Source organism: Algoriphagus limi, from assembly GCF_024919275.1.
Classification (GTDB): domain Bacteria; phylum Bacteroidota; class Bacteroidia; order Cytophagales; family Cyclobacteriaceae; genus Algoriphagus; species Algoriphagus limi.
Map to the genome: position 1 here is coordinate 247,211 of NZ_JANWGH010000001.1, position 25,036 is coordinate 272,246.

At 36.8% G+C, this 25,036-nt stretch carries 22 protein-coding genes; 20 read left to right on the forward strand and 2 right to left on the reverse strand.

Annotation, left to right across the window (positions count from 1 at the left end):
• The first annotated feature begins 165 nt into the window (after positions 1-165).
• From NY014_RS01055 to NY014_RS01070, 4 genes are all read left to right on the forward strand, one after another.
• Positions 166-1,203 (forward strand): N-acetylneuraminate synthase family protein, encoded by a 1,038-nt coding sequence (locus tag NY014_RS01055; RefSeq protein WP_259412672.1) that lies wholly within the window; start codon positions 166-168, stop codon positions 1,201-1,203.
• Positions 1,190-2,350, forward strand: a complete 1,161-nt coding sequence (neuC, locus tag NY014_RS01060) for a UDP-N-acetylglucosamine 2-epimerase (protein WP_259412673.1) — start codon at positions 1,190-1,192, stop codon at positions 2,348-2,350. The genes NY014_RS01055 and neuC overlap by 14 nt, the downstream gene beginning before the upstream one ends.
• Positions 2,347-3,054: an acylneuraminate cytidylyltransferase family protein gene (locus NY014_RS01065; protein WP_259412674.1), complete on the forward strand. Its 708-nt coding sequence runs from the start codon at positions 2,347-2,349 to the stop codon at positions 3,052-3,054. Before neuC ends, NY014_RS01065 begins: the two co-directional genes overlap by 4 nt.
• 164 nt (positions 3,055-3,218) lie before the next feature.
• Complete coding sequence (locus NY014_RS01070; RefSeq protein ID WP_259412675.1) at positions 3,219-4,037, forward strand: glycosyltransferase; 819 nt, start codon at positions 3,219-3,221, stop codon at positions 4,035-4,037.
• Between the two features lie 41 nt (positions 4,038-4,078).
• Here NY014_RS01070 and NY014_RS01075 read toward each other — a convergent pair whose 3' ends face one another.
• On the reverse strand, positions 4,079-4,984 hold the full coding sequence (locus tag NY014_RS01075) for a hypothetical protein (protein ID WP_259412676.1): 906 nt from the start codon (positions 4,982-4,984) through the stop codon (positions 4,079-4,081).
• 5 nt (positions 4,985-4,989) lie between these two features.
• Positions 4,990-6,006 carry an MBOAT family O-acyltransferase gene (locus NY014_RS01080; protein ID WP_259412677.1) on the reverse strand — a complete coding sequence of 339 codons (1,017 nt, stop codon included), beginning with the start codon at positions 6,004-6,006 and terminating at the stop codon, positions 4,990-4,992.
• A 643-nt stretch (positions 6,007-6,649) separates the two neighbouring features.
• Between NY014_RS01080 and NY014_RS01085 the strand changes: the two genes are divergently transcribed.
• From NY014_RS01085 to NY014_RS01160, 16 genes are all read left to right on the forward strand, one after another.
• Positions 6,650-7,621 (forward strand): MraY family glycosyltransferase, encoded by a 972-nt coding sequence (locus NY014_RS01085; protein ID WP_259412678.1) that lies wholly within the window; start codon positions 6,650-6,652, stop codon positions 7,619-7,621.
• Between the two features lie 447 nt (positions 7,622-8,068).
• The gene (locus NY014_RS01090) at positions 8,069-8,539 is read left to right on the forward strand and encodes a nucleoid-structuring protein H-NS (protein ID WP_259412679.1); all 471 of its coding nucleotides are present in this window, start codon (positions 8,069-8,071) and stop codon (positions 8,537-8,539) included.
• A gap of 22 nt (positions 8,540-8,561) precedes the next feature.
• A complete protein-coding gene (locus tag NY014_RS01095) occupies positions 8,562-9,140 on the forward strand; it encodes a hypothetical protein (RefSeq protein WP_259412680.1) in 579 nt (192 codons plus the stop codon).
• On the forward strand, positions 9,137-9,976 hold the full coding sequence (locus tag NY014_RS01100) for a hypothetical protein (RefSeq protein WP_259412681.1): 840 nt from the start codon (positions 9,137-9,139) through the stop codon (positions 9,974-9,976). Before NY014_RS01095 ends, NY014_RS01100 begins: the two co-directional genes overlap by 4 nt.
• Complete coding sequence (locus tag NY014_RS01105; RefSeq protein WP_259412682.1) at positions 9,963-12,416, forward strand: leucine-rich repeat domain-containing protein; 2,454 nt, start codon at positions 9,963-9,965, stop codon at positions 12,414-12,416. The genes NY014_RS01100 and NY014_RS01105 overlap by 14 nt, the downstream gene beginning before the upstream one ends.
• Positions 12,417-12,832: 416 nt before the next feature.
• The gene (locus NY014_RS01110) at positions 12,833-13,774 is read left to right on the forward strand and encodes a glycosyltransferase family 2 protein (RefSeq protein WP_259412683.1); all 942 of its coding nucleotides are present in this window, start codon (positions 12,833-12,835) and stop codon (positions 13,772-13,774) included.
• Positions 13,775-13,783: 9 nt separating this feature from the next.
• Positions 13,784-14,659 (forward strand): methionyl-tRNA formyltransferase, encoded by an 876-nt coding sequence (locus NY014_RS01115; protein WP_259412684.1) that lies wholly within the window; start codon positions 13,784-13,786, stop codon positions 14,657-14,659.
• Between the two features lie 12 nt (positions 14,660-14,671).
• Entirely contained in the window at positions 14,672-15,859 is a 1,188-nt protein-coding gene (rffA, locus tag NY014_RS01120) for a dTDP-4-amino-4,6-dideoxygalactose transaminase (protein WP_259412685.1), read from the forward strand.
• Between the two features lie 83 nt (positions 15,860-15,942).
• Complete coding sequence (locus tag NY014_RS01125) at positions 15,943-17,421, forward strand: hypothetical protein (RefSeq protein ID WP_259412686.1); 1,479 nt, start codon at positions 15,943-15,945, stop codon at positions 17,419-17,421.
• A gap of 670 nt (positions 17,422-18,091) precedes the next feature.
• Positions 18,092-18,973: a hypothetical protein gene (locus tag NY014_RS01130; RefSeq protein WP_259412687.1), complete on the forward strand. Its 882-nt coding sequence runs from the start codon at positions 18,092-18,094 to the stop codon at positions 18,971-18,973.
• Positions 18,974-19,563: 590 nt separating this feature from the next.
• On the forward strand, positions 19,564-20,163 hold the full coding sequence (locus tag NY014_RS01135) for a hypothetical protein (protein ID WP_259412688.1): 600 nt from the start codon (positions 19,564-19,566) through the stop codon (positions 20,161-20,163).
• 136 nt (positions 20,164-20,299) lie between these two features.
• Positions 20,300-20,806: a winged helix-turn-helix domain-containing protein gene (locus NY014_RS01140; RefSeq protein WP_259412689.1), complete on the forward strand. Its 507-nt coding sequence runs from the start codon at positions 20,300-20,302 to the stop codon at positions 20,804-20,806.
• 164 nt (positions 20,807-20,970) lie between these two features.
• Positions 20,971-21,747 (forward strand): ABC transporter permease, encoded by a 777-nt coding sequence (locus NY014_RS01145; RefSeq protein ID WP_259412690.1) that lies wholly within the window; start codon positions 20,971-20,973, stop codon positions 21,745-21,747.
• 125 nt (positions 21,748-21,872) lie between these two features.
• Positions 21,873-22,259 carry an endonuclease domain-containing protein gene (locus NY014_RS01150; protein WP_259412691.1) on the forward strand — a complete coding sequence of 129 codons (387 nt, stop codon included), beginning with the start codon at positions 21,873-21,875 and terminating at the stop codon, positions 22,257-22,259.
• A 332-nt stretch (positions 22,260-22,591) separates the two neighbouring features.
• Positions 22,592-24,100 (forward strand): MBOAT family O-acyltransferase, encoded by a 1,509-nt coding sequence (locus tag NY014_RS01155; protein ID WP_259412692.1) that lies wholly within the window; start codon positions 22,592-22,594, stop codon positions 24,098-24,100.
• Positions 24,101-24,110: 10 nt separating this feature from the next.
• On the forward strand, positions 24,111-25,031 hold the full coding sequence (locus NY014_RS01160) for a hypothetical protein (protein ID WP_259412693.1): 921 nt from the start codon (positions 24,111-24,113) through the stop codon (positions 25,029-25,031).
• Positions 25,032-25,036: the final 5 nt, after the last annotated feature.

Consider the following 25,036-nt stretch of genomic DNA (forward strand, 5'->3'; position numbering starts at 1 on the left):
TGAAACTAAAAATAGGCTTTGCTCTTTGTTATCAGTTAATTACCAAATTCTTATAAATAGTTCGAATCAAGAAATTCTCTAAAGCAACTAGAGATAGATATATTTGTCAAAATTCTTTTTATAACTCAGAGCTTAATTGAGAAATACGCAAAAAATTTATATCAAATGCAAAAATTTAAAATTAAGGATAGAGAAGTAGGAATTGATTTTCCTCCCTTAGTTATAGCTGAAATAGGGATTAATCATGAAGGATCCTTACAGGTGGCTAAAGAAATGGTAGATGCTGCTTTCAGAGCTGGGGTGGAAGTAGTGAAGCATCAAACGCATATCGTGGAAGATGAAATGTCTGCTGCAGCAAAAAAGACCATTCCTGGAAATGCCAAAGAATCCATTTATGAAATCATGGAACGTTGCGCCTTGAATGAAGCCGATGAACTTGAACTTAAAGAATATGTAGAAGAAAAGGGGATGATTTTTATATCAACACCTTTTTCCAGAGCAGCGGCGGACCGATTAATTAAGTGGGATGTGCCTGCTTTCAAAATAGGTTCTGGTGAATGTAACAACTATCCATTATTGGAACATATTGCTGCCTTTGGTAAGCCTATTATTATGAGTACTGGCATGAATACGATTGACAGTATTCGAAAGGCAGTGGCAATATTTGAAAAATACCAAGTTCCCTATGCTCTACTGCATACCACCAATCTGTACCCTACTCCTAATCATTTGGTCAGATTGGGTGCAATGGTTGAAATACAAGAAAATTTCCCAAATGCTATAGTTGGACTTAGCGATCATACCCTTAGCAATCATGCATGTTTTGGCGCAGTTGCGTTAGGTGCATCCATTCTAGAAAGGCACTTTACCGATCATATGGATAGACCAGGTCCTGATATTATTTGTTCTATGGATGAACAAGCTTGTCGGGAATTGATTGAGGGTTCTAAAATTCTTCAGCTGCAAAGAGGAGGAAAAAAAGGTCCAGCTGAAGAAGAAAAAGTAACTATCGATTTTGCATTTGCAACGATTTGTACCATTAAGCCCATCAAAGAAGGAGAGATTTTTTCTAAAGAAAATATTTGGGTAAAACGACCTGGAAAAGGTGGAATACTTGCTGAGCACTATGAAGCTGTTCTTGGAAAAAAAGCGAGTAAAAATCTAGAGATGGATTTACAAGTGACTTGGGATGATATTGCATAAGAAGAAACTGGTATTTCTAACAGGAACGAGAGCTGACTTTGGAAAATTGAAATCTCTTATTGAGATTACTAAGAATCGCTCTGAATTTGAAGTCCATATTTTCGTGACGGGTATGCATATGCTTAAAGAATATGGTTACACCTTACTTGAAGTAGAGAAATGTGGTTATCAAAATATCCACCCTTTTAGCAATCATACAGATGAAAAAACCATGGACTTAAGTCTTGCAAAGACTATCCAGGGATTTTCTTCTTTTATCACTCAATTGAAACCAGATTTAATAGTAGTTCACGGTGATCGAATAGAAGCCTTAGCAGGTTCGATTGTTGGTGCCCTCAATAATGTCCTGGTTGCACATGTGGAAGGTGGTGAAGTTTCAGGAACGATTGATGAAATCATTCGGCACGCTGTTTCAAAAATGAGTCATCTGCATTTTGTCTCTAACCAAAGGGCCAAAGAACGACTTATTCAAATGGGGGAAGTTCCAGATTCAATTTATGTTATTGGATCTCCAGATGTTGATTTAATGCTTTCACCAAACCTGCCTTCTATTGAAGAAGTGAAATCCTATTATGAAATTCAGTTCACAGATTATGCTGTGGCAATGTTTCATCCAGTAACAACGGAATTTGATCAGATGGCTATCTATGCTAGAGATTTTGTGGATTCTCTTCTCGAAAGTGAACAGGATTATGTGGTTATCTATCCGAATAATGACTTGGGAAGTGCATTAATTCTAAAAGAATTTGAGAGGCTTGCTGGTATTGCTAGATTTAGAATTTTCCCATCAATTCGTTTTGAGTATTTCCTCACTCTTTTGAAAAATGCCAAATTTATGGTAGGTAATTCAAGTGCAGGAATCCGTGAGGCTCCGTATTATGGTATTCCTGTCGTTAATGTGGGTACCAGACAACAAAATAGAGCCCTTCACGAGGATATTATCAATTGTGGGTATGGCAAAGAGCAAGTTAAAAAAGCAATTAAAATTGCTTCTTCTAGTAAATTCTCTAAGGAGGATTTATTTGGCTCAGGAAATAGTGATCAGCTATTTTTAAAATCTCTTCTTAATAAGGACTTTTGGCAGTTTAGTAAACAAAAGCAATTCATAGATATTTTTTTAGGCGAAAAATTATCATTCAACCAATGAGAATACTTGCTATAATTCCTGCTAGAGGAGGTTCAAAAGGAATTCCAAGAAAAAATATCAAAAGTCTAGGGGAAAAACCTTTATTGTTTTATACTACTTCTATTGCTCATAGACTACAAAAAATTTCAACTGTAGTCTTAAGCACGGAAGATCCTGAAATAGCTAAGGTTGGAAGGGAATTAGGAGTAGATGTCCCCTTTTTACGTCCCCAAGAATTAGCGCAAGATCAAACACCAACCTTACCAGTTTTACAACATGCTTTGGAATACTATCACAGTAAGGGGCAATTCTTTGATGCTATCTGTTTGCTAGAGGTGACTTATCCTTTTCGGTCCTTGCACCATTTAGACCAAGCTATCGAAAAATTTATAAAGTCAAAGGCAGACTCTTTGATTACTGTTTTACCTGTACCTTCTCAATACAATCCTCATTGGACTTTTGAAGAAAAGGATGATGGATACTTAAAAATTGCAACTGGGGAGGAAATTATAATTTCACGAAGGCAGGAATTACCGAAGGCATATTTCAGAGATGGGTGTATGTATTTGGTTAAAAGTGAAACTCTGCAGAAAGGATCTCTTTACGGTAAAAAAATTTCATTTTATGAAAATATAGATGATTTTTATGCCAATATTGATACTCTAGAAGATTGGAAAAAGGCAGAAAAAATGCTTAACGATTATTTAGCAACAAGACCTTTTTGAGTTATTCCTTTTTGGGATTTCAATCGATTGACATGAATGAAATTATCAAATTACTAGCTATTCCCAACTCTTACAGTTCCTACTATCTTTTGGGTTTAATAGAAAATCAGCAAGTGGAATTTCATCCCGCTCCTGAATTTTCGCATTTTGAAAATCGTGGATACTTGATTTTTGAGTGGAAAGGAAAGTTGGGCGTAATTGATAATCATGACCCCGTGGGAGTTAATGAGGAATTGTATAAAAAGTCGGATTTTTATTTTGCCACCAATAAATTACTAAAGAGTGAAAGCTATAATCAACCAAAAGTAAAGCCTATTTTTCCGCATTATCCTATAAATATAATTTCAAAAAAAATGAAATTTATAGGGCTGAGATGGTTGAAAAGCTTGTCTCTAAGGGATTTTGCCAGAGAAATTTATATTCTAAAAAAACGCCCCGTTTACCAACTTCAGAAACCTGAATTTAAGTTTGGTAATTATGTGTTTTTTTCGGGAAGTACCTGGAAAAAGGAACCTTGGGCAAATCAAATTAGAGCAGAATTTATTAGAGTCTGTAAAAACCATCCTCAAATTGAATTTGAGGGAGGGTTTATCCCGAGGTCGGATGGGAATAACTTTGGGTATGATCAAGAGTTGAACCTGAAGCGATATTCTCCAACAGAATTTTCAAAACTTAGTTCAAGGTCCCTGATTAACCTTAATAACCCAGCAGTACTTGGGGCAGTTAGTTGGCGTTTAGCGGAATATTGGAATGCAGGAACATTTGTTGTTTCTTTTCCTTTTGAAATTGACCTTCCCATTTTCCCAAAGCAGGGGGAAGAGATACACTATGTCGAGAACTCATCAGAGTATCAAGAAGTGTTAAACTTAGTTTTAAGGGACAAGGCTTATCATGAAAAAATAGCAAGGGGCGGGCATTCTTATTTTCAAAAATATTGTACCCCCGATAAACAATGGGAATACATAGCATCCTTTTTTGAATAAGATCCACCTAGGGGCTAGAATTGCAGGTAATTTTTCTTCTACTAATTACTTTTTAAGATCGCTTGAAAATCCTCCATAAAAAGATTAGTAGCTTCTTGCTTCCCTAGTGTATTTACATGGTCAATATCAAAAAAGTAATTAGCACCTTGCAATGCCCCTGCGTGATTGATAAGAGGATAATTTGAAGGGTTAGTTACATAAATTGATTTATTGAAATAGGGTGCTATATAAAGGATGAGTTCAGAATTTTTTGTTTGTAGATAAGCCCTTATCTCTTCCAAGATTGGATTTTTAATCGCTTTCTGTATCTCTTGAACTTTTGGAGGAGAATCATTAGAAAAAACCATATCTGGATAGGAATAGTCTCCTTTTTCATCAAACCTGTTTTTATACCTAGGCTTTAAAGCCGCCATTCCAGCAGGCCAAATCAATTCCATATTATAATAACTGTAAGCAAAAAGAGGAAAATATTTAGACCATGTTAAAGGACGGATAATTCCCGTTTCATAAGCTCGATAATATTCATGAACATATGACCTATCACTGTAAGTGATGAATCTATAATCATTGTCGTTTAATTTTTTTTCAGACTCTTCAAAATGACTTACATCAAGTGTTAAAACACAATAATTTGCAGTGTTACCTGACTCAAAAAAATGTTTTATCATCAGGAATTGGCTAGGAAGTCCTGTGTCATCCATGGAAATATTGAATCCTTTAACCCCAAGTTTTGAATCAACCTCTTTGGTATCAATTGTCGTCAATCCACGGCTAGAACCAGCTATGATATAGTCCAATTTAGACGCTGATGAGAAATAATTTGAAATAAACTGGGGTTTGTAAAAATAGCTTTTTGAAAGGAAGTAATCCGCAGCACCAGTGATGCTTAATCCCACTAAAAAAGTAATGAGTAGATAAGTGAAAATCTGAAATAAGAACTTTTTCATAGGGCCTAAAACTGGAAATAAATAAAATCAAGGTGGTTTTTAAAGGCTCCCAAAAATAGAATAGAAATTCCACATAAAACCAAGTCAAATTTGTTCAGAGAAACCTCAAAAGCCCCTTTTCTATTTGCGGCAATTTCATAACTCATTAAAATAATAATTCCAAGGAAAGTGATTCCAGTCATGACAAGGTGCCTGCTGCTCGACATAAAAAACGCTGCTTCTCCATGACCAAAGAAAATACCATTCAAATAATTCAGTGAGTCTGAAACAGAAGGTGATCTGAAAAAAACAAAAGCGAAGGAAACCATTAAAAAAGTGAAAATTACCTGAACAATAGTTTTTGGATTCAATGAGAAAACTTCCTCTTCTTTATTTGTTCCGAAAGCAAAATAGAATAGGTAGCCGATCCCATGAATTAATCCCCAAATAATGAAAGTCCAATTTGCACCATGCCAAAATCCAGAGACTAAAAACACAATAAATACATTGATCATGGCTCGGTTTTTCCCTTTTCTGTTTCCGCCTAAGGGTATGTACAAATAATCCCTAAACCAAGAAGAGAGTGAAATGTGCCACCTTTTCCAAAAAACGCTTACATTTTTAGATAGGTATGGGAATTTAAAGTTGGTAATAAGGTCAAAACCAAAAATTCTACTTAATCCGATTGCCATATCTGAATACCCGCTAAAATCTCCGTAAATCTGGAATGAAAAGAAAATACTACCTAATATCAGCGAAAGGCTGGATTGTTGGGAATAATTTTCGAAAATTCCTTCTACAAGTATGGCTGAATTGTCAGCGATTACCACTTTTTTAAATAGTCCCCAAAGGAATATTTTGGCTCCAGAAATTGCCCAAGTGTAATCAAATTCACGTCGCTTGAAAAACTGGGGTAATAGATGACTCGCCCGCTCTATTGGGCCAGCAACCAACTGGGGGAAAAAGCTCACAAAAGTTAAAAAGCTAAGAAGGTCTTTTGTAGGTGTTAATTTTCGCTTATAAACATCAAGCGTGTAGCTCATAGTTTGAAAAGTGTAAAAACTAATTCCTACAGGTAATATTATATTCAAGCGTCCTATTTGGATGGGATAACCAAAAAAAGTGAAGGCTTCTGCAAAACTATCAATGAAAAAGTTGAAATATTTAAAGAAACCCAGCAATCCCAAATTGGCACCAATACTTAGCCAGAGTAGGACCTTTCTAATTCTTAGATTTTTTTCAAATTCCAGTTTCCTTCCAACAATGAAGTCAAGGATCGAACTAAATAATATTAAAAATAGAAATCTCCAGTCCCACCAGCCATAAAAAACATAGCTACTTATCAGAAGAAGCCAGTTTTGTAGCTTCACATTTTTTGAAAGAGGGAACCAATAGAGGAAAAATACTGGTATAATGAAAAGGAAAAACTCAATGGAATTGAATAGCATATACTATTTACACGGTTTTGGAAGCCCGAAATAATTGGTTTAGTCCGAAACTTCCTTAAGTATTGATAATTTTGTTAGTGAAGATCACTAAAAACATCCAGGAGCAAGAGTTCGAAAAATGTAGAAACTTTTAAAATTTTTCAACAAAATTAATTTATAGATGCGTTTCAATTTTTTGAGTTGTTAATTTCACACATCAATTAAATTCTAATTCATAAAAATACCCAGCTTGTAGAATATGATTCTTGACCAAACAGTCCTATTTCTCTGTTTTCTTTTGATTTCTTTTATATATCTACAAATTGGGCGAAAACTCCATATCATCGACAAACCCAACCACCGCTCTTCCCATACTAAAGTCACAGTAAGGGGAGGAGGGATTATTTTTCCAATTGCTGCAGTTATTTGGTGGGTGATTTCAGGCTTCCAAGACACCTTTATGATTCTTGGGCTTTTTCTAATATCAGTAATTAGTTTTTGGGATGATATTCAGTCTCTTTCTAGGAAGTTTCGCTTTTTGATGCAGTTTGTGGCATTGTCCCTTGGTTTCTACCAATTGGATCTATTCAGTCAAATGGACTGGTACTTACTTCCCATCTTTTATTTCATCGCATTAGGCATTATCAATGCAATCAACTTTATGGATGGCATTAATGGTATTAGCGGCCTTTATGGGTTAGTATTTTTCTCTTCTTTGCTGGCAGTCCAAAGCTATTTGCCGATTTTCCAGAGTCAACTTATACAATATGAGATTTTGGCCCTTTGCGTTTTTCTTCTTTTCAACCTTAGAAAAAGAGCTTTGATGTTTGCAGGTGATGTGGGAAGTATCAGCTTAGCTTATTTGATTATTTACTTCCTTACTCAATGGTATTTAGAAGTAGGGAAGTGGTCCATTATTCTTCTTCTTTTGATTTATGGAGTAGATGTGGTTTTAACAATGGTCCGAAGATACCGAAAGGGAGAGAAGTTGTCTGAACCTCACCGATCGCACCTTTATCAAATCCTAGCAAATGAATTTAAAATTAGCCATGTGCTCATCTCCTTGGGATATGCCGCATTACAACTTTTAATTAATTATTTGTTTTTTATTCAAACCAAAAGCTATCCCTCACCATTAGTTGCCTCAATATTGTTGATAGGAACTGGGATCGCCTATTTGCTCTTCAGACACTTGATTTCCTCTAGGCTTTCCCCAACTGATTCCAAGTAAAAAAGAAAATGCCCAAGGAAACCCTGGACATTTTCGGTCGGCATTGCCTGATTAAAAACTTAACACATTGTAAATATCGGTATTAAAAAAACACGAAAACATCCCCAAAAATGGGTATTTTTTGCCTATAAGAAATCCTTAATACGTCTATTTGATTAGTTTTTATTTCTGTCTTCCTTCTCTCTCCCAGAATCTCCAGAATTTTGTCTCAAGGTTTATTTAAAAAGCTGAAACCGTAGGAAATTACCTATCTGATCCTTTCAGTTTTCTGTAATTTCTTTTTTCATCCACCGCTCGTAAAAATTTTTAGAATCTTTGACAAAGTATCCTAGGGTTTTGGACCGCCCTTTGCCAGATAATCAATGCTTTTTATTTACTTTGCTATGAATTTCAAGGAACTTGAAACTTTCCATAAACCTTTCAAAATAATTAATTCAACCCTAAACAATGAAAGTAAATTTATTCACCTCCACGCTGAATCGCTCCTTGATTTTAGCGCTAGTAATGGTTCTAGCGATGGGAGCTTGCAAGTCCAAAAAGAAGGCTGTGCAACCTGAACCAGAACCCGCTCCCGTTGAACGAGTGGAAGAAAAGCCAGCTCCTCAACCACCAGCTCCAACAGCTGAGGAAGTGGCTGTAGAAAAGCTTGAAAACGCTTTCAATTCGGTGGCTGCTTCAGGAAATACCGGAATTGCTAACCAATCCATCGAGCAAACATTAGCGATGTTTTCCAATCAAGATACACCTGTTTTAATCGTGATTCACGAGGAAAATGGTGTAAAGGATTACGATGAGCCAACCACCATCCGTAAGTATCTTGAATACTTGAAGGACACTAAAAAGAACCTGAATTTCATTAGTGATATCCGTTTGGATGCTAATGGAAAGGTTTCTGAGCTTGAGTTAAGAAGAAAGTAATCACCGTTAGAACCTATATACAATGAAAAATACCCTAATCCTTTTTCTTGGTCTTTTTCTAGCCAGCTCTTTCACAGCAATGGCACAGTCCGAGAACATAAGCCCCGCAAGAAAGCAAGCAATCGACTCCTTGGCTCTTGAAAAGGTAAAAGACCTTAGTAAATACATCGCTATTATTGGAAGCAAAGACACACAATTCTCCGAGGCAAACCGAGTAATGGATCGTGCGGAAGAACTGTTTGCTCCTGGAGCTGAAATGGGAGTGTCCAGTATCAATTCTTCAGAAATTGCGTATTACAAAGTCAGAAGATACTTCGAGCGATTGATGGCTTTGAACTATGACCGGGTAAATATTACTTGGTATGATATTCAGTACATCTCTGATTTGGAACGTCAGCCTGACGGTAGATATGTAGGTGTAATTACAATCTTCCAGCGTTTCGAAGGTACTTCTATTGAAACAGGAATGAATTACAAAGACACCACAAAGAAAGACATCACCATTTACGTTGAGAAAAAACAAACTCAAATCGCTGGTCGTACCATCGAATTTTGGGATGTAATGCTCGGTGATGTACGAGTGACTGAAACTTCAGCATGAGATTAACCTTTATTACCATTGCGATTTTAATCGCAAGCATCTCGATTGTTTCCGCTCAGGGCATAGGCTCTGGCGGAACAATCAAAGATGATGGTCGATTTGCCGCTTCGACCAAACAACTCAATCAATTTTTTCGGCGCTTTAATGCGGAGGAATCCATCAATGGGAATGTCCGCTTTTATCCGGGAGACTCACTTTACCATAATCCATCCCTTCGGAAAGGGTTTCTTCAAGTATTATTTGATAATCAAACTAGCGGAATTACTCCGGCTCTCAAGTCCCAATTTGCAGAGCAGGTCATGTCAGAGGTTTACCCTCAATACCTAAGCTTCCATCGGGAAGGTTGGTTTGCGGAGGTCAAAGCAGAGTTCTTTTTTCAAGGAAAACGGGAAACCGCCAATTTGATTTTAAAAATTCAGCCTCAAGGTTTGGGATATGAATGGGTGATTGATGCCGTGGATTTCGGTCCTTTCAGAAATCTTTTTGATAAGCCAGTAGGCGATGAAAAAGACTTCTTGCATCCACTTTCTCATGAATTGGGATTTATGAATCTTCGTAGAGCTTTTCAGGATTCTGAATTGCCGGAAGCCTTTACCGGAAGCTCATTTTCCCCGGATTACCTTTCTATTTTTCTTTATGAAATGAAAAAAGGGAATCTACGATTTGATACTGTAAGTGATGTTCGGTTTCACTTTTTTCAAATCGAAGGATGGTATTTTGAAGTTTCCCAGTTTAACCGTCCAGGATTTAATACAGGTTGGTTGATTTCTAGTCTTGTCAAGCTTAACCCAGGAGATAAAGAAACCCTTCAAAAGTTTATTTATGGCCAGAATTAAAGGTTTTTTTATTCTAGTCGTTGTTTTCTTTTTGGGAATCAATTCGGGGTTTTCACAAACCCTCAAAGGATATACCGAAGAAGAAATCAAATCCTATACTTCCAAAGTGGAGGATCAGGTCCGATTTTTAGAATATTTGCTCAATACAATTGGAGCCCAGGATACACCTACCCGGGATAAGGATGTAATTATCCGGGAAAGTTATTTGAAAATCTTCCGAGATGGCACCGTGCAGGTAGAAGATGACCTCTTACTTGACCGAAAGGTGGTCATCAATAAGGATATTACTGCCTACATGAAGGACATTGAGTTCTTTTATCAAAATGTCGCTTTTCAATTCAAAATCCGGGATGTCAAACCAGGCCAAAAAGAAAATGGAGATGTTTTCTTTGTAGTATCCTTGGATCGAACAATTGAAGCTACTGGAAAGGATGGTGTGAAAGTAAATAATACTAAGCCCCGGTTCGTAGAGGTTAATTTGGATGAAAAGTCTCAAGAGCTAAAAATAGTTAGTATTTATACCACCAAACTCAGCAGAGACGAAGAGCTTTTGGAGTGGTGGGAAATTTTGGATCCGCATTGGAAGTCCTTCTTCAGGGCAGAGTTTTCACTTTCGGAGAATGATTCCATCAATTTGGATTTGTTATACCGATTTGTATCCATGGATTCCTTGGATATTTCTGGTACTGATTCCCTTTTAAACTTAAGTCCTCTCGAATCCCTTCGAGATCTTCGTTACGTGGATTTAAGTGATACTCGCATTATGGATTTGGGTCCAATCTCCAATGTAACTTTTCTGGAATATTTGGATGTATCCAATACACCAACTTCAGATATTCAGTTTATTAAATATTCGGACCGACTTAAAAGTTTGAATCTATCCGGAACCCAAATACAGGAAATTGACGAGCTTCAAAATCTGAAGTCTTTAAAATCACTCAAACTGGTCAATACGCCAATTGTGAGCTATCAGGTGTTGAATGAGTTTGATAGTCTGGAATCCTTAGATTTGACGGAAAGTGGCTTCAACAATGCTGAGAATATTCAGAATTTGAAGCAATTGAAGCAGCTCACTTTAAAAGGAAATTACCTGATTAATTTCTCTAATCTAAGCCAACTTAAATCTTTGAAATATCTGGATTTATCCCGGACAAATATTCAAGATTTAACTCCCTTGGTTGGTTTGGAACAACTCGAAACTGTGGATTTGACCGGGACGGAGGTAGCAGATATTTCTGGGGTTAATGGAAAACCCAATTTGAGGAAGGTATTAGCGGATGAAACCAAACTTTCCATTGCGTCTGCTGATAATTTTTCCAGAAGAAATCCACAAGTCCTTCTTATACACCATGTCAAAGATTTGGAGAGTTGGTGGTCAGCTTTATCCGAACCTTGGAAAAATGCGCTCAGAAAAGCCAATCCAGAAATTCGGGGAGATTCTCCGAATATTGAGATTTTGACTTCTACGATTGGTTTGGAAAAACTGGATCTATCCGGATTGAATATTGAGACTTTAAAACCGATTACCCGATTTGTGAAGCTACAAGAAGTGGACTTTTCTGATAATCCTGTTTCAGACCTGCTTCCGCTTTCTGAGGTAAAAACACTTACTAGGATCCAGGCTACCCAAACTCAAGTTCGGGATTTGAATCCTTTGGCCAATCAGGATTCCATTCAGGTTATGAATTTTGCTGGAAGTCCTGTCGAAAGCATTTTGCCTGTTATTGGGATGTCTTCCTTGTCCTATTTGAATGTAGATGGAGCGGCGTTTTTTGAAGAGGAAGTACCGGAGGTGCTACTGAAAAAGCCAGACTTGACGCTGATTTATCGAGTAGAGGAATTGAATAACTGGTGGGATGTATTAGGTACTTCTTGGAAGGAATTGCTTCGCCGACAATTCAGTTTGCCAGAGAACCCATCCACAGAACAGTTACACAATTTGACTGGATTAGCAGCACTTAGCTTTGAGCGTGTTTCAATTCCAGACCTAGTTCCTTTGAAGGAATTTGTCAACCTTAGAAAACTATCGGTTTTTGATGCTCCAATTTCTGATATTTCAGCACTTGCTGAAATGAAGCTATTGGAGGATTTGAGTCTTTCTCAAATGCCGGTTGTTGACTTTTCTCCTTTATCGGGTTTGTTCCAACTTCAAAAACTGAATATTTCCAATACGGGGATTGAGGATTTGACTCCTTTGGCTTCCTTGCTTGAATTGCGGACTTTAAATATTTCGGGAACCAATTTGAAGAGTTTGAAAGGTCTGGAGAATTTGATTCGCTTAGAAGAATTGGATGTAGCCAGTACCAATTTGCGCTCATTAAGACCCATCGAGGGATTACAGAATTTGCAAAAGTTATCTTGCTTTAATACCCGATTGACAAGCAGGGCAGTGGATCGATTTAAAGAAATTAACCCTAACTGCGAAGTCCGCTTTTATTAACCTCATTTTCAACCTGTATAAAAAAAGAGCCTGATAATTTTATCAGGCTCTTTTTTCAGTTAGACTTCCAAATTTTGAATTCGGAAAAAAGGGATTAAAAAGTAGTGGAAAAAGTCCCTTTTGTAATTCTCGAAAACAATTATGAGAAAAGTTGCTTAATCACCCTATTTCAAAGGTAGAATCTTCAAGCGAAAAAAAAATACCATAAACAGGGTAATTTTTGAGAGTAAGAGACAAAAGTTTTCCACATTTTTATATTATATCTGTTTTTGATATAACAAATCAAAGAATTTTAAAATTTATGATTTATAATCTTCTGTTTTTAGAATTCCTACTTTTCCAGATTTGGTTTGAGCTTCTTTAATTTCTTTCCGGGATGTCAAAGTCATTTTCTATTTTAGAAGTCTCATTATTTATTGCCTCCAGCTATTAATTCTAATCCTCACATATCGATTGTAATTCCAGTTTATTTTGGAAAGCATACCATTGATGAATTGACAGAAAGAATCTGTCAGGTCTTGAAGCAATTGGAAAAAACCTTTGAAATTATCTTAGTGGATGATGGAAGCCCGGATGATTCTTGGGAAAAGATCAAGGGATTAGCTCGGGAAGACAGATGTATAAAGGGGATTAAACTTTCAAGAAACTTCGGGCAACACTATGCGATAACGGCTGGATTGGATCAGGCAAAAGGGGATTGGGTAGTGGTGATGGACTGTGACTTACAAGACATCCCAGAAGAGATTTCCTGGCTTTATCAGAAGGCTATGGAAGGATATGATGTTGTTGTCGGAAAGCGGGTGGATCGGAAAGACCATTTTTTGAGGAAATTGGGATCCAAGTTTTTTTATCGCACCCTTTCTTATTTGACTGGCTCAGAGCAAGATGAAACAGTAGCTAATTTTGGGATATATCATCATCGGGTGATTAAGGAGGTGATCGGCATGCGGGAATCTATCCGTTATTTTCCTACCATGATTAAATGGGTTGGATTTCGGCAAACTTCCATTCCTGTTGCACATCAATCCAATCAAAACAGGAAAAGCACCTACCAAACGAGAAAGCTTTTCAACTTGGCTTTGGATATCATGCTGGCATACAGTGACAAGCCTATTCGCTTGACGGTAAAATTGGGGGTAGGAGTAGCCCTGACGGGTTTTCTATTTGCCCTATTTACTTTGATTCGCTATTTACGGGGGGAAATTATTGTTGCGGGTTATGCAAGTTTGATAATTTCCATTTGGGTCCTTGCCGGGCTTTTATTGATCACCTTAGGCGTAGTCGGGCTTTATGTGGGTAAAACCTTTGAAGGGGTCAAGAATCGACCGATTTATATCATCGAGAAACGTGTTAATTGAGAATGTTATATGATCACCTTTTTATCTCTAGGTTTTAAAGGCTTTTTCCTAATTCAGAATTTACCATCAAAGTATTATTCTTTAATTGATTGTGTCGTGGTTGGAAGGGACGAAGGAGTTAAGAATGATTATTCTAAAGAATTAATTACCTGGTGTAAAGAAAGAAAATTACCATATTTAGAGAGGTCAGAATTTAATATTTTAAAATCTAGCAGTGATTATTTAATTCTTTTAGGTTGGAGGTGGTTGATCAATCCTCCCGAAAAAAAAGAAATCATCGTTTTTCATGATTCCTTATTACCAAAATATAGAGGCTTTAATCCTCTAGTTACAGCATTAATAGAAGGGGATGAAGAAATTGGAGCAACGGCCATATTTGCAAATTCAGATTTTGACTCAGGGAATATCATTTTCCAAAAATCCATACGAATTAAGCACCCGATAAAAATTAATCAGGTAATCCAGAAGGTTGCTAATCTATATCTAGAAATGTTCTTGGAAATTGCTAGCTATATAGAGGAAAATCGCCCTATTCCATCAGTTCCTCAAAATAATCAACAAGCAACTTATAGTCTTTGGAGGGATGAGGATGATTATTTTATTGATTGGACTATGGACTCCGACATGATACTACGGAAAATCTACGCTAGTGGAGAACCTTATTTGGGGGCAAAGACAAATTTTGAAGGGGAGAAACTTAGAATTTTTGATGCTAAAGTGGTTGAAGACGTTCAAATAGTTAATAGAACTCCGGGAAAAGTAATTTTTAAAAAGGAGGGGAATCCGGTTGTGGTATGCGGGCAAGGATTGTTGATGATTACCGATATTAGGGATGATTCAGGTAATTCATTCACCTTTCCAAGATTCAGAGTTAAGCTTTTCTAATTAATTTGAATTATGGATTATGCTATCCCATTTAATAAGCCTTTCCTTGCAGGAAATGAATTTGCCTATATCCAAGATGCAGCAGAAAATCTGGGAAAACTTTCCGGAAATGGTTATTACACGAATAAGTGCCAAAACTTTTTTGAGGAGAGATATGGTTTTCTTCGTTGCTTTTTGACGACTTCCTGTACAGATGCACTCGAAATGGCTGCCATTCTCTTGGATATACAAGAAGGAGAGGAAGTCATTGTTCCCTCTTTTACCTTCGTTTCAACTGCCAACGCTTTTGCGCTGAGAGGGGCCAAAATAATTTTTGTGGATAGCCAAGAAGGATTTCCAAATCTAGAGGTGAGCAAAATTGAATCCATGATAACACAAAAAACCAAGGCAATTGTGGCGGTTCATTATGCGGGTGTTGCATGTCCGATTCTTGAAATGAAGGCTTTGGCAGAAAAACACGATTTATATCTTATTGAAGATGCTGCACAGGCAATAAATAGCTTCTTGGAAGATCAGCCATTAGGCAGTATTGGTCATCTTTCCACTTTTAGTTTTCATGAGACTAAAAATATTCACTGTGGGGAAGGAGGGATGTTGGTGGTGAATGATCCGCGTTTCATCCAGCGTGCAGAATTTATCTGGGAAAAGGGAACCAATCGCTCTGCTTTTTTCAGGGGTGAAATTGATAAATACAGTTGGGTAGATTTAGGAAGTAGCTTTTTACTTTCTGAAATCAATGTAGCCTTCCTCTGGGCTCAATTAGAGAAATTGGATGAAATCCAAGCCCGGCGGAAGCAGATTTGGGAGGATTATCAAAATTGGTTTTCAGGGGAAAAAAGAGATCCTGTGCTTCTTCCAAAAGTTTACTTGGAGCTTTTGGAGACATCCTTGAAAGAGGTTGTAGGAGATGTTTCCAAGGTAAGTTTCCAAAAGGATGAAGGAAATTTCCATCTATTTTATCTTCTTTTTGAAAATGCCGATCAAAGACAAACTTATATAGAACAATTAAGGAGAAAGGGAATATTGGCCGTGTTTCATTACCAAAGCCTCCATAAAAGCGCTTTTATCGCTCAAGCCCAACCCGAATCCTTTCAGCAGAGTCTCCCCAATGCTGAAAAATTCAGTGATTGCCTCCTTCGACTTCCTCTGTTCTACGACCTTCCCAAAGAGATTAGTAAAGAGTTTGGAATAAAGAATTAAGTATGACTACTTATCAATATTCAGTTTTTTGATTTTATTTCAACCTTACAACTTTACAACCTTACAACTTTTAAACTCAAATCATGCCCAAATTCCTTCTCGGAGCCGCGATTTTAGCTGTAGCCATCGTTTTGGCAGGGATAAATCGTGGCTTTGATGTGTCGGATGAGGGTTTGTATGTCCTGTTGGCTCATCCATTCCAGGAAAATCAAGGAGGGATATTCAATTACGACCTATTTTTCAAACTACTTTATGAATGGTCAGGAATCCATTTCGGAATTGTCGGACTTCGAGTACTCCGTTTAGCATTCTATGCTTTAGGAGCTTGGGCTTTGACAAGTTTCTATAATTCATTAAATCCCCAAAAAGCACCATTTTCAAAGGTATATCTATTAGCTTTCTTGGGGTTACTTGCCGGATATGGTTTTCTTCCTGCCAGCCTTTCTTATAATCATTTGACGGTTGTACTGACTTGCTTTTGGCTGGCTTTAATTGCCCAACCAAAATGGACATGGATCAATAGCATTTTGATTGGTTTAGTCCTAGCGGTGTTAGTATATGTCAAAGTGACCACCTCAATTCTTCTAGGAGGGATTTCATTAATCCTAGTCTTCTGGTTTCAAAAAAGGCCTTGGTATCAACTACTTGCATGGGTTCTTCCATTTTTTGTTTTGGAACTTACATTCCATTGGACTTTGGGAGAGAATGCAATCAGCCGACTGAGTGAAGGTATAGCTATCCAAAGCAGTAGGGGAGATTATCAATTTTGGATTTTAACCAAACACACTTTGGTAGGACTTTTTTGGAGCTTAATGATGTTTGGAGCAGTTTGGTTGATTCGGAAAAGCTTTAAAAATCCATTCCTGCAACTAGCTATTGTTTTGCCCATTTTCTCATTCCTATTTTTCAAAACCAAAATTACCGATGAATGGAATCACTTCTTCTTATTACTTGGTGCGGGAATTTGGGCCTTTACTTTAAATAATCTCTCTCCCAAATCAAAAAGGGAAAGAAGGCTTCCTTGGATTGTCTTATTAATTTTCCTGCCTTTTATCCTACACTTTGGGAGCAATGTCTATTGGCTTCGAATAGGGATTCATTATGCTGTTTTCTGGATTATTGGAATTTACCTTCTGATGGATAATTTTCCTGCAAAATGGAAATCAAGGTTTGGAATAGGGATTTCTTTGATGACTTTACTGCTTGTTTTTAATGGGCTTTGGTGGCATCCTTTTCAGCAAAAGGGGCTTTGGAATGCCTCTGAAAATTGGGAATATTTACCTCACAAATCAATAAAACTTTTTCCAAGCCAAATTGATGTTTTAGAAAATCTAGAAAGGAAAACAGGTGAAGAAAAAGGCATATTAGCAGTATATCGAATAAGTGGAATTCCCTATCTTTTGGGTAAGACGATTTCCAAAAATCCAGGAATTTGGGATAGAGCGCAATTGGAGAAATTCTTTCCGAATGGATATTCTGCCGGACAAATACTTTATTATCCAATTGACTCTTTACCTGAAAATTTCACTGTAGAACCTACCTTGATCTATACTTTTGAATAAGAAATTGAAGAAGCGTATTACCATATTGAGATCTTGGTATTTTTTATTAATTGCTTCATTAGTGATAGTTTGGTTTTTACCCTGGAGGTTTCAGACCAATGACGATGTAATTATGATGTGGCTGGTTTCGGGAGCTTACACAGGTGAACCCGAGTCTTATGCCTTATTCATAAATCCTATTTTGAGTCTAGTTCTGTCAAAGCTTTACCTACTTTTTCCGGAATTCAATTGGTACGGGGCTTTTTGGTTTTTGGTAGATTTTTTATCTGGTTTTCTTTTGCTCAATAGAATTCAATACTCCGAAATCCCATATTCCAATAAGAGGTTTTGGAATATTTTTGTATTACTTATTTCCATTCATTTTGCATTTTTTTCTCAGTTTACCTTGATAGCAGGATACGCTGGATTAGCTGGTTTAATTGCTTTGTCTCAATCTCAAAAAAAAGAGTACTTAACCATAATTTTCGGGGCAATAGCTGTTTTTTTGGGCTTATTGATTCGTTGGGAATCCGTAGGGTTGATCTGCCTAGGTTACATTTCGTCTGAAATTATGTTTTCTACCTATTCCGCTAGAAAGCCAATAATTATTGGAGCTTTCGTTTTTTTTCTGGCAGGGATTGTCCTTTCCGGGAAAGGACTTTACGAAAGAAAATTTGTTGATTCTGGGTTTTTGGAATTCAATAAATTAAGATCAAAAGTAATTGATCATCCTGTGTTCGTAATGCAGTCAAGATCAAATCAAATCGAAAAGGATACTGATTGGTTTTTCTTTTCCCGTTGGATGTTTGAGGAACTAGAAATAGGAAAGGAAGATCTAATTCAAAAAAAAGCTGAATTAGATAAAGAACTTTTTTCTTTGAAAGAATTGAAAAATGGCTTTTATAGAATTATTCTAGTTCAATTAACGGAGCTTTTTAAATCAATGTTGATTTTAACTCTGCTAATTGGATTTTTATACTTGAAATTTTCATGGAAAAAGAAGCTGGTATTTATTTTTTCATGGTTGACTTTCTTTCTGACCTTTAATCATTTTAACATGCTATTGGGGAGAGTAAATCTTTTGTTTTTCTTAATTCTTTTATTTCCAATTCTTAAAATCCAATACTCAGTTCTTAAATCTAATTTTTGGAATGTATCATCTATAGTTTTGGTCGGGTTTTTAGTGGTTCATACATTTAATTTTCTGAAAGAAGCCGATGGAAGAAAAATAATTAATAAAGAGTTCTATGATCTGCTTTCGTATACTAATTCTGAAACGCCGGTTTTTCTAGAAGGCTTTTTTGAATATAATTTTTTAGATCAATTTAATTATACAAATCTAGTTCCTGTTCTTTCTTATGGTTGGATTTCAAGGAGCTCTTTTCAGCGAAAAGCCTATCAGAAAAGGGGATTTAACAAACAAAGCGATTTGGAAGATTATTACATTCTGGCATTTAAGTTACCCGGACCCTTGGCCTTTTCGGATTACATGAATAAGATATCACCTGGATTTAATAAGAGTAAACGTTTCGAGACCACTAATTTAGAATTAATGTATTTTTCGAAGAGATGAAAATATGGAAGAGAATTAAACAATTACTGGATTTATATCCCCCTTTTTTTTGGGTTTCATTTTTTCTGTTTTTCCTATTCTTAGTCAGTCTTTACTATTTGATGGTTACGGATTCCATCTTATCTGATTTTCCTGCCCATATCCATCTTTGGAAACTCTTTTCCGAAAAAGGGAAACTTCCTTTCCCACCTCTTTATTATTTTTCCTTTGTAGGGATAGCTAAATTAATTCCGGGTTCATTTAGTTTGAACATTGGAATGGTGGTTTTAATGGCGACTTGCTGGATGATTAAATACAGGCAGACCTATGATTATTTGTCGCTTCACCTGTCAACTATTAAGGTTTTTCAGGTTTTTCCAATTGGTTTGATGTTTTTCTTTCCACTGTATCTCTTCGGCTTAGAAGGAGAGTACTTATATCTTGGAAAATTTACTCCAAACTTGTGGCATAATGGAAGTACAATTTTTGTCTTTCCATTTTGCTTTTGGCTTTTCATTCGTGCTATTTCTTGGATAAAACATGAAAGTGTTACCATTCCATACGATTTGATTTTGATTTCCTTTTTGATCCTTCTCTCAAAACCAAACTATTTGTTGGCATATATTCCTGCTCTTCCTACATACTTGTTATTAAAAAGTGACTCAAAAAAGAAATTCTTTATGAGTGTAGGTTTTTCTGCTACTTTCTTGGTTTTTATATACTTTTCAAAAATTATAATCTTTGATCTGAATCCAAATCAAAGCCCATTTTTTTATTTTGGAGAAAAAGGACAAATTCTTTTTCAACCATTTGCAGTTTGGACTTATTTCTCTGAAAGCCCTGTTTTGGATATTTTGAGTAGTTTTTTTGTGTTGTTTTTATCTGTGATTTTGTTTGGAAAAGTACTCTTGCAGGATTTGGAGTTTAAGTTTTCTTCCCTTATAGCAATAATTTCAATCTTAATTTATTTCCTTTTTGCTGAAGGCCCTGAAAGGTTTTTGCATTCTAATTTTTATTGGCAAATACCCATTTCATTGTTTATGCTTTATGTAGTTATGTTAAAAATTTTATTAAAAGAATTTGAAAAAGAGGGGGTTAAAGGTTCAAAGCAGCTCTGGAAATTTAAAGTAGTTGGGCTTGGTTATTTCTTACATATTCTTTCTGGAGGGTATTATTTAGCTAATTATATTAAGACAGGCTATTTTTTCTAAAAAAAAACTATTTGAGGATTTTTGGTATTTAAAGTTTTATTATAAATTTCAGTTGAGTAATTTTTTTACTCAGTTGCCTAGTTCCTAATTGGGAGTGAAAGGGCGAAGCTGTCATTAAATTTTAAATCCCTGATTTTTGCTTGATTCTTTAGTTACTTCTAAGACCCGTATTAAACTTTTATTAAAATTCTTTGCTCATCAGAATTCAGGTTATTTACGTTCTTTGGCTAAGGAGTTTGATGAGTCTACTAATTCCGTTCGGGTGGAACTGAACCGCCTAACTGATGCAGGATTATTACTTTCGGAAGAGGAAGGAAAGACAAAAATCTACCGAGCAAATGACAAACATCCATTTTTCTCTGAAATTACTGCTATGGTTAGTAAGTTTTTAGGATTAGATGATTTAATGGAACGAATTGTCAAGCGAATGGGGGAGGTACAAAAAGCTTACATAATTGGTGACTATGCAAAAGGGATTGACTCTGGAACTATTCAAATGCTTTTGATTGGGAATAATTTGGATCGTGAATACTTGGATTTTATCAGATTAAAGACTTTCGAAAAAGTAAATCGAAAAGTTGAGGTTGATATTCTCGATGCTGATCCTGGTGATATACAGGGTATTTTAATTTTTGGGAAATGATCTATTCGTCTGTTTATTCCCTAGTATATCATTAGTCAATTTCTCTCAACATTTAACTTTGAACTTCGAACACTTTAAACTAACGCTTAACCTTTAACGCTTAACAATTAACAATTAACTCTTCCCAACACTACAAAATAATCGAACCTTCCTCCGGATGGAAGATGGTGGACTTCAAGGAGCTCTGGCGCTATAAGGATCTCCTGTATTTCCTGACGCTAAGAGGTATAAAGGCCCGCTACGCGCAGTCTATTCTTGGTGTTTCTTGGGCGATTATCCAACCGCTTTTCACGACTGTGGTCTTTACCCTAGTCTTTGGCGGTTTAGCCAAGGTGGACTCGGATGGGATGCCTTATATTCTATTCTCTTACTTGGCTTTATGGCCTTGGAATTACTTCTCCGGCACGCTTACCGAATCAGCCAATTCCCTGATTCAAAATGCCAATATGATCACCAAGGTCTATTTCCCACGCATGGTCTTGCCGCTATCCGCCTTGCTTTCCAAGATGCTGGACTTTACCATAGCCTTTGTGGTAGTGATCTTTATGCTGATTTATTTCAAGCAGGTTCCCGGTTGGGGGGTGCTTTTTACGCCTTTTCTGATTATTCAGCTTTTGATGTGCAGTCTGGGAATAGGGATGTTTCTCTCAGCCTTGGCAGTGAAGTATCGGGATGTGAAGCATGCGCTGACTTTCTTGGTGCAACTCCTACTCTATGCTGCTCCAGTAGTCTATAGCACTTCAGCAGTTCCAGCAGAATACCAAAAATTCTACATCATCAACCCCATGGTAGGTGTAATTGAGGGTTTCCGCGCCGCCTTCCTGGACAGGTCCATGCCTTGGGAATGGATCTGGCCGGGGACTATCGTGGCAGTAGTCGTGTTTGTTTTTGGGATGATGTACTTTCGAAAGATGGAACGGACTTTTGCCGATGTGGCATAACCCCACCCCAACCCTCCCCTTGAGGGGAGGGAGAAAGTTTCGTTTCTAAAAAGAAAATGCTAAATCACTACTACAATGAATTCACAACCAAAGTCCCCCTGAAGGGGGATCTAGGGGGTAAATAAATGTCCTACTCAGATAACCTTTTTTACGGAGCTTCTCCAGAAATTCAGATAAGAGCAAGGGAGCTGCGGAAGGAAATGACTCCAGCAGAAAAGGTTTTATGGAACTTCCTTAAAAATAAATCTCTGGAAGGATTCAAATTTCGAAGGCAGCACCCAATTAAAAACTATATAGTTGATTTCTATTGTCATCAACAAAAGTTAGTGATTGAAGTATATGGGAGTGTCCATGATCAAATGGATCAAAAAGAGTATGACTCTGGGAGGACAAGTGTTTTAGAGGAGTTTGGGTTAAAAGTAATCCGGTTTCGAAATGAAGAGATATTGGATAACTTTCAAAGTGTAATTGAACGAATTTCGAAAGGTTTGACCCCTCCGGGCCTCCCTTGAAGAGAATTAGCACCTCCCCTGACCCCTCCTGTAGGAGGGGAAATAAGATTCAGCTAACCAAGAAATGATCACCAAGATTCAATTTTACCCACAATCCAAAGTCCCCCTCAAGGGGGATTTAGGGGGTATTTATCCCATGCCTTGGGAATGGATCTGGCCGGGGACTATTGTGGTGGTGGTCGTGTTCGTTTTTGGGATGTTTTACTTTAGGCGGATGGAGAGAATATTTGCGGATGTAGCGTAGGGTTCGAAGTTCTATGTTCAATGTTAGACCCAATTCCTAATTATTCATTCTCCATTCTTAATTCATAATTACCAATTAATTAAAGCCTTTGCTTTTCAATTCTTTCGAATTTCTGATTTTCCTTCCAATAGTATTTTTACTCTATTGGTTTGTATTTCAGAAGAATCTTAAAGCCCAAAATGCCTTTATCCTCCTCGCTAGCTATGTGTTTTATGGCTGGTGGGATTGGAGGTTTTTGTGGTTGATTATTGCCAGTTCGGCAGTGGATTATTTGTGTGGGTTGAAAATGGGGCCCGTCATTGCGAGGAGGAACGACGAAGCAATCTCCCCGAAAGGATCACCAAATACCGGTTTTACGACCAATCAGCTGTCGACTATTGACAGTGGACTGTTGACGAGAAAGGCCTATTTAGCCATCAGCCTTACCTTCAACCTCGGCCTCCTCGGCTTTTTCAAGTACTTCAACTTCTTTATCGAATCAGCTTCTGACTTTATCAACTTATTGGGTTTCCAGGCTCATCCCAGCACGCTGAATCTTATTCTCCCGGTCGGAATTAGCTTCTACACCTTCCAAACGATGAGCTATACCATCGATGTGTATCGGGGGAAAATGGAGCCAACCAAGGACCCGATCGCCTTCTTTTCTTATGTAGCTTTCTTCCCTCAACTCGTGGCAGGACCAATCGAAAGAGCATCACATTTATTACCTCAGTTTCTTAAAAAAAGAGAGTTTGAATATCAACAAGGATCGGATGGGATGAAGCTGATTCTATGGGGACTTTTCAAAAAAATGGTGATTGCGGATAATTGTGCCTTAGTGGTCAATCCTATATTTGAGAATTATCAAACAGCTTCTGGTTTAGAACTGATTTTGGGAGCTGTACTCTTTTCCTTTCAGATATATGGGGACTTTTCTGGCTATTCAGATATCGCTATTGGAACTGCTAAACTCTTTGGATTCGATCTTATGACTAATTTCAAAACTCCCTATTTCTCAAGAGATATTGGCGAGTTCTGGAGAAGATGGCATATTTCTTTGTCAACTTGGTTTCGGGATTATGTCTATATCCCTCTGGGTGGCAGCAGGGTTTCCAAAGCCAAAGCCATCCGAAATATCTTTATCGTATTCTTAGTCTCAGGATTCTGGCATGGAGCGAATTGGACTTTTATAGCTTGGGGAGCAATTCATGCTGCCTTGTTTATTCCATTCTTTGTCTTAGGTAAGAATCGAACCTATCTGGATGAAGGAAGGCATTTGGTTCCTTCTTTTGGTGAGGTTATTCAAATAATTGGAACTTTCACTTTGGTTACTGTTGCTTGGGTTTTTTTTAGGGCAGATAGTATAGAGACTGCTTTTGAGTATATAAATGCATTTTTCAATAATCCATTAAATGAGGGCTTTAGGTTCTCACTTTATCAACTTCCTTTTGCAGCAGTAATCATGATGCTAAGTTTAGAGTGGATTTTCAAAGGAAAACAAATTCTCGCTTTCGAATTCCCCTTCCTACGTTATATAGGGTATGTGGGGGTTGTAATGACTATTTTGTTTTTTGGAGCATTCTTTAATCCCCAGAATTTTATTTATTTCCAATTTTAGCTGAGTTCTAGTGAATAAATTTCTTCTGAAAGGGCTTATTTTTTCCTTGATCTGTTTAGGATTAGCTTATTTGTTAGATTATATGATTCAGGAGGGATTAAAAACTTCAAATTATAGAGAAATCACTAAATGGAATGAGGTTATCCAAGGTGGAATTGATGCTGAAATTTTGATAGTTGGTTCTTCGAGAGCACTTGTTCATTTTGATTGCGAATATATAGAGAAGGCCACTGGAAAATCTTGTTATAATTTAGGATTTGATGGAACCACCTATCCTCTTCAGAAATTAATGTTGGAATTGTATTTAAGTAAAAACAAAAAACCAAAAGAGCTTATTTGGTCCCTTGATTATCATTCCTTTAATGCGGTGCCTGATTATTATGGATTTGAACAGTTGGTCCCTTATATGGAAAATTCATTTGTTAAAAAAATGCTTTCAATGCATGAAACCCCAAACTACCAATTTCAAATTCCCTTGTATAGATATTCGTATAATCCCAAAATGAAGGTAATTGGTATTTATTCCTTTTTTGGAAAATACGATTATAATCCAATTCTTAAAAAAGGGTTTAGAAAGCAAAATAAAGTTTGGGATGGGGCTTTTGATAAATTTAGGGGACAAAATCCAAAAGGGGTTTTGGTGAATTTTGAGGAAAACCTATTTTCTGATTTTATATGCTTGAATAGGGATTTGATAGAAAAAGTAAAGGTCACATGGATAATATCTCCATATTATTTTGATTATTTTGGAATGGTTAATAATCATAATGAGATTCAAAAGAAATGGGAAGAGGCTGCTAAACAACTTAATATCACTTATTTAGATTTTTCTCTAAATAAAATTAGTTATGAAAAGGCTAATTTCTATAATTCCTCTCATCTTAATGCTCAGGGAGTAAAAAAGTTTATGGATGCATGGATTGAGTTTTGAGCATT